The sequence below is a fragment of the Streptomyces sp. GESEQ-4 genome (assembly GCF_017948455.1).
Taxonomy (GTDB): domain Bacteria; phylum Actinomycetota; class Actinomycetes; order Streptomycetales; family Streptomycetaceae; genus Streptomyces.
Genome location: NZ_JAFFSU010000015.1, coordinates 195,801 through 206,407, shown reverse-complemented (window position 1 = coordinate 206,407; position 10,607 = coordinate 195,801). Strand labels below are relative to the sequence as shown.

General features: G+C 69.5%; 9 protein-coding genes. 8 read left to right on the top strand and 1 reads right to left on the bottom strand.

Going from position 1 to position 10,607, the window contains the following annotated elements; all coding sequences use genetic code 11:
• The first annotated feature begins 89 nt into the window (after nucleotides 1-89).
• A complete protein-coding gene (locus KCH48_RS27400) occupies nucleotides 90-1,292 on the top strand; it encodes a hypothetical protein (RefSeq protein ID WP_210577533.1) in 1,203 nt (400 codons plus the stop codon).
• 775 nt (nucleotides 1,293-2,067) lie between these two features.
• Here the strand turns inward: KCH48_RS27400 and KCH48_RS27395 are convergent.
• Nucleotides 2,068-3,507: a gamma-aminobutyraldehyde dehydrogenase gene (locus KCH48_RS27395; RefSeq protein ID WP_210577532.1), complete on the bottom strand. Its 1,440-nt coding sequence runs from the start codon at nucleotides 3,505-3,507 to the stop codon at nucleotides 2,068-2,070.
• A gap of 168 nt (nucleotides 3,508-3,675) precedes the next feature.
• Between KCH48_RS27395 and KCH48_RS27390 the strand changes: the two genes are divergently transcribed.
• The 7 genes from KCH48_RS27390 (at nucleotide 3,676) to KCH48_RS27360 (ending at nucleotide 10,415) form a co-directional block, all read left to right on the top strand.
• Entirely contained in the window at nucleotides 3,676-4,173 is a 498-nt protein-coding gene (locus KCH48_RS27390) for an Lrp/AsnC family transcriptional regulator (protein ID WP_210577530.1), read from the top strand.
• A 19-nt stretch (nucleotides 4,174-4,192) separates the two neighbouring features.
• Nucleotides 4,193-5,557: an aspartate aminotransferase family protein gene (locus KCH48_RS27385; protein WP_210577529.1), complete on the top strand. Its 1,365-nt coding sequence runs from the start codon at nucleotides 4,193-4,195 to the stop codon at nucleotides 5,555-5,557.
• A gap of 182 nt (nucleotides 5,558-5,739) precedes the next feature.
• On the top strand, nucleotides 5,740-6,480 hold the full coding sequence (locus KCH48_RS27380) for an ABC transporter ATP-binding protein (protein WP_210577523.1): 741 nt from the start codon (nucleotides 5,740-5,742) through the stop codon (nucleotides 6,478-6,480).
• Nucleotides 6,462-7,814, top strand: coding sequence for a hypothetical protein (locus KCH48_RS27375; protein WP_210577521.1), 1,353 nt, complete (start codon nucleotides 6,462-6,464; stop codon nucleotides 7,812-7,814). Before KCH48_RS27380 ends, KCH48_RS27375 begins: the two co-directional genes overlap by 19 nt.
• Before the next feature lie 108 nt (nucleotides 7,815-7,922).
• Nucleotides 7,923-8,330 (top strand): VOC family protein, encoded by a 408-nt coding sequence (locus tag KCH48_RS27370; protein WP_210577561.1) that lies wholly within the window; start codon nucleotides 7,923-7,925, stop codon nucleotides 8,328-8,330.
• Between the two features lie 102 nt (nucleotides 8,331-8,432).
• Nucleotides 8,433-9,566, top strand: coding sequence for an LOG family protein (locus tag KCH48_RS27365; protein ID WP_210577515.1), 1,134 nt, complete (start codon nucleotides 8,433-8,435; stop codon nucleotides 9,564-9,566).
• A gap of 147 nt (nucleotides 9,567-9,713) precedes the next feature.
• Nucleotides 9,714-10,415 carry an LAETG motif-containing sortase-dependent surface protein gene (locus KCH48_RS27360; RefSeq protein WP_210577514.1) on the top strand — a complete coding sequence of 234 codons (702 nt, stop codon included), beginning with the start codon at nucleotides 9,714-9,716 and terminating at the stop codon, nucleotides 10,413-10,415.
• Nucleotides 10,416-10,607: the final 192 nt, after the last annotated feature.

The window sequence follows — 10,607 nt, the reverse complement described above, 5'->3', positions numbered from 1 at the left end:
GCCGTCACTGGTCATGAGCCTTGGCATAAGGTGCGGTCGAGTTGATGTTCGGATCGCTCATTCCGTGGTGACCAAAGGGCCGATCAACCATGCCGTACACGGTGTCGCAGGCGACGCTGCGCCGAACCGAGCATTGGTTCGTCCGGCGAGGCGTACCCACGATGATCGAGGGTTACGGCTTCGTCGGTCACGTACTCCCCCGCATGCTGCCGTCGCTGGCCTTCGTGGCGCTGGCCAGCCTGGCCTGGCTCGTCCCGCTCAGGTCCGCGGGTTCGCAGGGGTGGGTCCTCCTTGGTGGCGTCGCCGTGATGACGCTGGCCGCGTGGGGTACAAGTACCGTTTTCGTACGGCGGCTTCCCCGTTTCTCGCGCAGGACCGTCATTGCGATCCTCTCCGTGTATGCCACGATGCCGGTCGCGGTACCTCTGTTGCAGCTCGCCGTCGACGGAGCCGTCACTCCGCCGGGCGGCAACGTGGCCGGCCTGCTGGGTTTCGTGATCTTCTTCGCCGCAGCCTTCGTCGCCACACTTGTCGCCACGACATACGGCCTCGGCACGCTGCTGCGCCGGGCGATCCGTCACTCGGTCTTTGATCTGCGCAACAGCGTGCACCTGCTGGGCCGGGCACTGCCGGCGTTGCTCTTCGTCACACTCTTCCTGTTCTTCACCGGCGAGTTGTGGCAGGCCATGAACCGGTTGGCGTGGTGGCGCGTCGGGCTCGTCGTCGTGCTTTTCGCTGCGATCACCGTGCTTGCCGCCGCTGCCCGCCTGCGCGACGAGATCGGCCGGGTCGAGCAGGATCTCAGCCTGCCCACTCTGTCGGCGGCGTGCCAGGGCACGCCCTTGGCCGGTGCGCCGGTCGAACACCTGGCGTCCGGCGGTCAGCTGCCTGCAATGCCGCTGACCGCACGGCAGGAACGCAATCTGCTGCTGATGCTGGCCAGCCGCCAGCTCGTGCAGGCGGCGGTGGTCGGCTCGGCGCTGTTCGCCTTCTTCCTTGCTCTGGGCGTGCTGGTGGTCACGCCCGAGACGGCGGAACAGTGGATCGGCGAGAAACCCGAGACGTCTGTCCTTTTCCCCGTCATCCCGGTCGCGATGTTGCGGAACGCCACGCTCTTCGCGGCGTTCGGCAGCATGTACTTCGCGGTCACCTCCATGACGGACGCGGACCACCGACAGCAGTTTTTCGCACCGATCATCGACGAGATCGAGCGTGTGCTCGCGGTGCACGCGGTGTACTTGGTTGTACGCGAAACCGTCCCGGCCACGCCTGACGGCTTGGGCGCCGGATGACCTCTGGGCCATCTGGGGGTATCACTCACCACGGCAGCGGCGGTACGGCCGCCCTGAGCCCATCGCCGTGCCTGCGCCCGGCAAGCACCACACGGGCAATCCCCCTCCATCGGCCGGCCTGGCTTCAGGAGAAGGAACGCCAGGGCGGCCGGAGCCGCGTAGGCAAGACGGGAACTGGCCGGTGGAGCCTAGGAGTTCGCTCACGGCTCCGCCGGTGATGACGCTGACGTAGTTGAAGAGTTCAGGCGCGCCAGGACCGCCTCCGAGGCATCGGGACGCAGCCGCGCGGCGGAGGCGAGACCACTCCGAACCGTTGCACGAGTCGGGCGGTGGCGGCGCGGCCCACGACTGTGCCGGCCTGGTAGGCCGCGACCCAGCGGCGGCTCCGTGAGGGAGGCGGCGAGGCTCTGGCGCAGGTAGACCGCCGACCGGGCCGAGACGGTGGATTCGACGACGTAGACAACGAGGAGGACCAGGCCGAACAGGAGGGGCCGGGTCCACACCCGGCGACCCAGCGGCGGCTGCACGAGGGGGACCTCCGGCGGCGCTCCGTCGGAGGGGAGGAGTCGCTCTCCTTGATGACCGACCGGCTCACTTCGCCGAACCGACACTCCCGCCTCCAACTGCGTGGTCAAGTCCAGCACGGACCGACGGGAGAGGGAGGAGCGTCGAGCCCCGTTGACCGCAACGCCGTTAGGGGCGCGGGGCTGTATCGATTTGCGGCTCCGCCGCGTGGGCGCGACCAGCCCCCACGCACCCGCAGCCAACCAACGACCTACCCCTCCAGCGACGTCATCACATGCTTGATCCGCGTGTAGTCATCGAACCCGTACGCCGAAAGATCCTTGCCGTACCCCGACTTCTTGAACCCACCGTGCGGCATCTCCGCAACCAGCGGAATATGCGTGTTGATCCACACGCACCCGAAGTCCAGCGCCTTGGACATCCGCATCGCACGCCCGTGGTCCTTCGTCCACACCGACGACGCGAGCGCGTACTCCACACCGTTCGCCCACTCGACGGCCTGCTCCTCGTTCGAGAAGGACTGAACGGTGATGACCGGCCCGAAGACCTCCTTCTGGATGATCTCGTCGTCCTGCTTGACGCCGGAAACGACGGTCGGCGCGAAGAAGTACCCCTTGTCGCCGACCCGCTTGCCCCCGGCCTCCACGCGCGCGTGCGCCGGCAGCCGCTCGATGAACCCGGTCACCTGCTTCAGCTGGTTCGGGTTGTTCAGCGGCCCGTACAGCACGTCCTCATCGTCCGGCTGCCCCGTCTTCGTGTCGGCCGCGGCCTTCGCCAGCGCCGCGACGAACTCGTCGTGGATCGCCTCGTGGACGAGGACGCGGCAGGCGGCCGTACAGTCCTGACCGGCGTTGAAGAAGCCCGCGACGGAGATGTCCTCGACGGCCTTGGCGATGTCGGTGTCCTCGAAGACGACGACCGGCGCCTTGCCGCCCAGCTCCAGGTGGACCCGCTTGACGTCCTTGGACGCGGACTCGGCGACCTGCATGCCGGCGCGCACGGAACCGGTGATGGAGGCCATCGCCGGGACGGGGTGCTCGACCATCATCCGCCCGCTCTCACGGTCGCCGCAGATGACGTTGAAGACACCCTTGGGCACGATCGACCCGATGATCTCGGCGATCAGGACCGTCGACGCCGGAGTCGTGTCGGACGGCTTGAGGACGACCGTGTTGCCCGCGGCCAGCGCCGGCGCGAACTTCCATACGGCCATCATCATCGGGTAGTTCCACGGCGCGACCTGCGCGCAGACGCCGACCGGCTCGCGCCGGACGATCGAGGTCAGCCCCTCCATGTACTCACCGGCGGAACGGCCTTCCAGCATCCGCGCCGCCCCGGCGAAGAACCGGATCTGGTCGACCATCGGCGGGATCTCCTCGGACCGGGTGAGCCCGATCGGCTTGCCGGTGTTCTCCACCTCGGCCGCGATCAATTCCTCCGCCCGCTCCTCGAACGCGTCCGCGATCTTCAGGAGGGCCTTCTGCCGCTCGGCCGGGGTGGTGTCGCGCCAGGCCGGGAAGGCCGCGGCGGCGGCAGCCATCGCGGCGTCGACGTCCGCCTGCCCGGACAGCGGCGCGGTCGCGTACGCCTCGCCCGTCACGGGGTTGACCACCTCGGTGGTCCGTCCGTCGGCGGCGTCCCGGAACTCACCGTCGATGTAATTGCGCAGACGACGCAGCTCGGTGCTCACTGCCGGCCTCCTGTCAGGTCGAACTGTCCATTGACTGAGACACCCACCCTAGTCCCGCGGCCCACGTTTTCAACAGCCCAGATCGCGCCGTTTCTGCGAAATCCGCAAGTCCAGGCTATGTAAACAACGAATTTCATCGCCCCAGCCTTGCGGAACTGTCGAGACGTCATGCACAGTAAGGTCGTGGCCAGTCGAAGCGCAGATCAGCGGAACGGCAATCCCCAGCTGGACGCCGTCTCCCTCGCCATCATCGAACAGCTCCAGGAGGACGGCCGCCGGCCATACGCCGCGATCGGCAAGGCCGTCGGCCTCTCCGAGGCGGCCGTGCGTCAGCGCGTCCAGAAGCTGCTCGACCAGGGCGTGATGCAGATCGTCGCCGTCACGGACCCACTCACCGTGGGCTTCCGCCGGCAGGCGATGGTCGGCATCCACGTCGAGGGCGACGTGGAGTCCGTGGCCGACGCGCTGACCGCCATGTCCGAATGCGAGTACGTGGTGATGACCGCCGGCTCCTTCGACCTGATGGTGGAGATCGTCTGCGAGGACGACGACCACCTCCTGGAGGTCATCAACCGACGCATCCGGGCCATCCCCGGAGTGCGCTCCACCGAGAGCTTCGTCTATCTGAAGCTCAAGAAGCAGACATACATGTGGGGAACCCGATAACCGTGAGGACCCGATAACCGTGAGTACCAAGGACCTCAGCCAGACCGCGTACGACCACCTGTGGATGCACTTCACCCGCATGTCCTCGTACGAGAAGTCCCCCGTCCCCACGATCGTCCGGGGCGAGGGCACCTACATCTACGACGACAAGGGCAAGCGGTACCTCGACGGTCTCGCCGGTCTGTTCGTGGTCCAGGCGGGCCACGGCCGCGTGGAGCTGGCGGAGACCGCCTTCAAGCAGGCCCAGGAGCTGGCGTTCTTCCCGGTGTGGTCCTACGCCCACCCGAAGGCCATCGAGCTGGCCGAGCGCCTCGCGCACCACGCCCCCGGCGACCTGAACAAGGTCTTCTTCACCACCGGCGGCGGCGAGGCGGTGGAGACCGCCTGGAAGCTGGCCAAGCAGTACTTCAAGCTGGTCGGCAAGCCCACCAAGCACAAGGTGATCTCCCGCGCGGTCGCGTACCACGGCACCCCGCAGGGCGCCCTGTCCATCACGGGTCTGCCGGCCCTGAAGGCCCCCTTCGAGCCGCTGGTGCCGGGCGCGCACAAGGTCCCGAACACCAACATCTACCGCGCCCCGCTCTTCGGCGACGACCCGGAGGCCTTCGGCCGCTGGGCCGCCGACCAGATCGAGCAGCAGATTCTCTTCGAGGGCGCGGACACGGTCGCGGCCGTCTTCCTGGAGCCCGTGCAGAACGCGGGCGGCTGCTTCCCGCCCCCGCCCGGCTACTTCCAGCGCGTCCGCGAGATCTGCGACCAGTACGACGTACTGCTGGTCTCGGACGAGGTCATCTGCGCCTTCGGCCGCCTCGGCACGATGTTCGCCTGCGACAAGTTCGACTACGTCCCGGACATGATCACCTGCGCCAAGGGCATGACCTCGGGCTACTCCCCGATCGGCGCCTGTGTCATCTCCGACCGCCTCGCCGAGCCGTTCTACAAGGAGGACAACGTCTTCCTGCACGGCTACACCTTCGGCGGTCACCCGGTCTCCGCCGCGGTCGGCCTCGCCAACCTCGACCTCTTCGAGCGCGAGGGCCTCAACCAGCACGTCCTCGACAACGAGGGCGCGTTCCGGTCGACCCTGGAGAAGCTTCACGACCTGCCGATCGTCGGCGACGTCCGCGGCAACGGCTTCTTCTACGGCATCGAGCTGGTCAAGGACAAGGCGACCAAGGAGTCCTTCGACGACGAGGAGACCGAGCGCGTCCTGTACGGCTTCCTCTCCAAGGCGCTCTACGACAACGGCCTGTACTGCCGTGCCGACGACCGCGGCGACCCGGTCGTCCAGCTCGCCCCACCGCTGATCTCCAACCAGGAGACGTTCGACGAGATCGAGCAGATCCTGCGCGCGACGCTGACGGAGGCGTGGACGAAGCTGTAAAGCCCCGGCGCCTGTGCGGCCCGGGTGCACCCATGCGAGTGAGAAGGGTGCACCCGGGCCGCGTGCTGTCCGGCGTTGCTGCCCCACATCCCTAGCGTGCCTTGTAACTGGCCGGCCCTGCCTTCGTTCCCCCGCCTGGGGGATCGGCACCGGGAATTACGGACTGAACGAGGTGTACGCCCATGGTGGCTCCGCCGGACAACGACGTTCTCTGGGCACGCGCCCTGCACTTCCAGCACGACGACGGCTCGCCCGCGCTCGGCGGCGTCTCCCTCCACGTCCAGGAGGGCGAGATCGTCGCGGTGAGCGGCCCGCGCGGCAGCGGCAAGACGACGCTGCTGAGATGTCTGTCCGGTCTGGTACGACCGTTGCGCGGCGAGGTCTGGTTCAACAGCCTGCCGGTGCACACCATGGGCCCGATCGCCCGGGAACGGCTGCGCCGCGACCGCTTCGCCTGGATCGACCCGGCCCCGCTGCTCGTCCCCGAACTCAACGCCTGGGAGAACGCCGCCCTGCCGCTGATGCTCCGCGGCACCAGTCGCCGTCGCGCCAAGGTGGCCGCGATGGAGTGGCTGGAGCGTCTGGACGTCGGCGACCGTGCCCGTAAGCGGCCGCACGAGATGGTCCAGGCGGAGCGCCAGCGCGTCTCGCTCGCCAGGGCCCTGGCCCCGACCCCCATGGTGCTGTTCGCGGACGAACCGACGGCCCCCCTGCACCGCGCCGACCGCGGCCACGTCCTGCGCACGCTCACCACGGCGGCCCGCTCGCACGGCATCACCGTGATCCTGGCGACGCACGACCCGGAAACGGCGGCGGTCGCGGACCGCACGGTCTCCCTCCTGGACGGCCGGCGCGTGACCACGGTGCATCTGCCCCCGGTCACCGAGTCGGAAGGCCGGGCCGCGTGCTCGCTCTCCGTCTGACCCGCGTCGCCCAGCCCGCCGTACATCTGCGCCGCCTCGCGGTGGCCGCCGCCTCGGCCGCGACGGGCTTCCTGCTTCTCTCCGCCCTGGGCCACGCGATGTCCCACCAGGACCCCGCCGCGTCGACCCTCCGCCTGACCTGGTGCACGGCCCCCCTCGCCACCACGGTCTACTTCGCCGTGGCGGTGGCCCGCACGGACCCGGGAACCAAACCCCGCCCCGGCCTCTCCGCAATCGGCCTGGGCCCGGCCCGCCTGATGATCACCTCCGCCCTCACGACCGCCCTCGCCACCACCCTCGGCTCCCTCCTCGCCCTCGTGACCTTCCTCCACCTACGAGGCGACCTCACGGGCGTACCGTTCGACGGCGCGGCAACGGAGTACCTGGCGACAGGGCAACCCCTGCCCCTCCCGGCAACCCTGACGCTGCTGTCCCTGGTACCCGCAACAGCGTCCCTCTCGACAGCCCTGGCACTACGCCCGAAGGACCCACGCAGCCCCGGTGCCCCCCGGAAATACGGCCGCTTCGGCGCGTACGGCTTGGCGGCGGCACGCGAGACGTTCGGGGCGTACGGACGCTTCGGCCGCCAAGTTGCGGGCAGCCGTCCCGCCCAGCTGCGGGCAGTCGTGCCGCCTGGGGCGGCACGGGTGGGCGCAGGCGGCACCCCGCAAGCGCCGGGCAGCGCGACCGACCCCTCAGCGGCAACCCCGGACGCCGCACCGGCCGACGTCCCCGACCCCGACCCCCCAGCCCCCCGCGAAGCGCCCCGCGGCCTCCCCTGGGGCATCACCGTCCTCGCCGCAGGCCTCACCGTAGAGGCCTACGCCAGCCGCACCGCAGACCCCACCTCCCCCGGCCTCCTCGCGGGCTGGGCCCTCACCGCCCTCGGCCTCGCCCTCGCCGCCCCCGGCCTCACCCACCTCTGCGGCCGCCTCCTCCAGTCCGCCCACCCCGGCGCCCTGCGCCTCCTCGCGGGCCGCGTCCTCATGGCGGAGTCCGCCCGCATCGGCCGCCCCCTGGGCATCGTCTGCGCCGTAGCCTCGGCGGCGTACACGACCGCCCTCGTCCACGACACCGAGGTCCAGCCCCTCGGATCGCTCACCGACCTCGGCGCCCTCGTGGTCGTCGGCTGCACCGCGGCCACCCTCCTCACCGCCGCCGTGGAGGCGAAGCAGGCCCGCGCCGACACCACCGCCGCCCTCCTGCGCCTCGGTGCCCCCACCGCCATGCTCCGCAGCGCCGCCGCCCTCCGCGCCGGCGCCCTGCTGGCCCTGTTCGGCCCGCTCACCCTGACCGTCGCCGAACTGGCGGCGCTGCCGATGGCCGCCAACTGAGCGTCGTACGAGAAGACGTACGAAAAAAGTCCCCGCACGGCGATGAGTTCTGAGCGACCCTTGGGTCTACCCCCACGTAACGACACGAACTCGATGGGAGAGCCCACGATGTACCAGCAGATGATCTTCCTGAACCTGCCCGTGAACGACCTCGACGCCTCGAAGAAGTTCTTCACGGGGCTGGGTTACTCGATCAACGAGCAGTTCAGCGACGAGAACGCGGCCTCGGTCGTGATCAGCGACACGATCGTGGCGATGCTGCTCAAGAAATCGTTCTACTCGACCTTCACGAAGAAGGAGATCGCGGATGCCACGAAGACCAGCCAAGTGCTGATCGCGCTGAGCGCGGAGACCCGCGAGAAGGTCGACGAACTGGTCGACAAGGCGCTCGCCCTGGGCGGTTCCCCCACCGGCGAGACCCAGGACCAGGGCTTCATGTACGGCCGCGCCTTCGACGACCTCGACGGCCACACCTGGGAGGTCATCTGGATGGACCCGGCGGCGGTAGCAGGCTGACCTAGCAGCAACGCCCTAAGGGGCGCGGGGAACTGCGCGACCAGCCACAACGGACCCGCAGCCGAAAGACAACCCATCCCGCCCCTCGGCGGAGCCCCTAGCATGGGGCGGGTGCACTCCACACCCGCCCATACATTCGACCGCTCCCACGACCGTGAGATCGAGTCCCTCGCCGAGTTCGACGAGGTGGTCGCAACGCTCGGCTCGCTCGCCCATCACCGTGTCCAGGCCGTCGATCTGACGGACCGTACGGACGTCCTGCTGACCACGGACGCCACGGGCGCCGTCTTCCTCGGCTGCCCGATGGACCCCGAGGCCGCCGCACATGTGCGCGCCTCGGGGTCCTTGGTCTTCCCGCCGGTCCCGGGACTCCCCTTCGACCCGTACCGCGGGTTCGTCTACTCGCCCGCCGAGTTGTTCGCCTCGCTCGACAAGGGGTACGAGGCGACACCGGACGCCCTCGCGTACGCCTGGTTCCAGCGGACCAAGTCGGACGGCGACATATTCGGCTCCATGCTGCGCGCGATCCACGACGACGCGATCTCGGACGCGCTCGACGAACTCCTCGTCGGCGCCCGGGTGGTGGGCGTGATGGGCGGGCATGCGATGGCGCGCGGCACCGAGGAGTACGCGGGCGCCGCACGGCTCGGCCGCGAGCTGGCCCGTGCCGGTTTCACCGTCGCCACGGGCGGCGGGCCGGGCGCGATGGAGGCGGCGAATCTCGGCGCGTACGCGGCCCCGTTCGGCGACGCGATGCTCACCGAGGCGCTCCAACTCCTCGGGAAGACCCCGACGTTCGTCCCGTCGATCACCGACTGGGCGCGCGCCGCGTTCGAGGTCCGTGAGCGGTGGCCGGACGGCGGTCCTTCCGTGGGCATCCCGACCTGGTTCTACGGCCATGAGCCGCCCAACGCGTTCGCCGCGCACATCGCCAAGTACTTCGCCAACGCCACCCGCGAGGACGGCCTGCTGGCCCGCTCCACCGCGGGTGTCGTCTTCCTGCCGGGTGCCGCCGGGACCGTACAGGAGATCTTCGACAACGCGACGCCGAACTACTACGAGTCGCGGGGCGAGCCCACGCCCATGGTGCTGGTGAACCGTGCGCACTGGACGGAGCGGCTGCCGACCTGGCCGCTGCTGCAGGCGCTGGCGCGGGGCCGGTCGATGGAGGCCCGAATTGCCCTGGTTGACCGAATCGAGGAGGCTCCGGCGGCGCTGAAACGTGTCGGCGGTTAATAAGAGGGCAAAGCCGAGGGCCGTGTCGCGCATATGCGTTGACAGTTCTTATGCCGCGCTTATACATCTGTGAGACTCCTGGGAATGTTGGTGTCCCATCAACACCCCCTCAGCCCCCCGCATTTGCGCATCACACGAAGGACAAACGTGGCAGTCCTGCCCCTATCCCGCCGTACCGTCGCACGCTCGGTGCGCATCCTCGGTGTCGCCTCCGCCTCGGCCGCGCTCGCGCTCGGTTCCGCGGGCAACGCCCTCGCCTGCGACATCAGCGAGTTCTCGGCCGCCGCCAAGTGTGACGGTGACAAGGGTGTCATCACCGTCACCGACGTGGACCCCACCGGTGTCCCGGCGACCGTCACCGTGTACCTGCAGAACAACGGCGCCGATCTGAAGAAGGTCGGCGAGCAGCTGGTCAAGGGTTCGCGCGAGGGTGTGACCATCACCTTCACCGAGAACTGGAAGCCGAACGCGGAGTACCGCATCCACGTCGACGCCGCGCCCTACGTGAACGAGGACATCAAGCCCAACCTCGTCACCCCGGCCACGGCCTGCAAGAAGGAGGAGAACCCGACCCCGCCGGCCACGCCGACGCCGTCGGACGCCCCCTCCACCCCGGCCGAGTCCGACACGCCCACCCCGACCCCGTCGGCCTCGGAGAGCGACAGCACCCCGCCCGCGGACGCCCCGAGCAGCGCCCCGTCCCCGGCGGCCGGTGACTCCAACCTCGCCGAGACCGGCGCCAACTCCAACACCGGCATCATCGCCGGCATCGCGGCAGCCCTGGTCGCCGTAGGCGGCGGCGCCGTCTACTTCGGCTTCCGCCGCCGCGGGACGAACAGCAGCCGCTGACCCCCAGGCACCACCGCACGACCGTGGCCCGTCCCGCACCCGGGGCGGGCCACATCAATGCCCTCGCCCAGCCCCAAGCTGCGGGCATGCGTGCCGCCTGGGGCGGCACGGGTGGGCGCAGGCGGCACCCCGCAAGCGCCGGGCCGCGCGACCCACCTCACCTCAGCCACCGCGCCGGGCCACGCGACCCAC

What these genes read in the sequence shown, in the direction of transcription:
- KCH48_RS27370 (WP_210577561.1), top strand. Translation starts at nt 7,923, where the DNA reads ATGTACCAGCAGATGATCTTCCTGAACCTGCCCGTGAACGACCTCGAC.
- KCH48_RS27400 (WP_210577533.1), top strand. Translation starts at nt 90, where the DNA reads ATGCCGTACACGGTGTCGCAGGCGACGCTGCGCCGAACCGAGCATTGG.
- KCH48_RS27390 (WP_210577530.1), top strand. Translation starts at nt 3,676, where the DNA reads ATGCACAGTAAGGTCGTGGCCAGTCGAAGCGCAGATCAGCGGAACGGC.
- KCH48_RS27380 (WP_210577523.1), top strand. Translation starts at nt 5,740, where the DNA reads ATGGTGGCTCCGCCGGACAACGACGTTCTCTGGGCACGCGCCCTGCAC.
- KCH48_RS27365 (WP_210577515.1), top strand. Translation starts at nt 8,433, where the DNA reads ATGGGGCGGGTGCACTCCACACCCGCCCATACATTCGACCGCTCCCAC.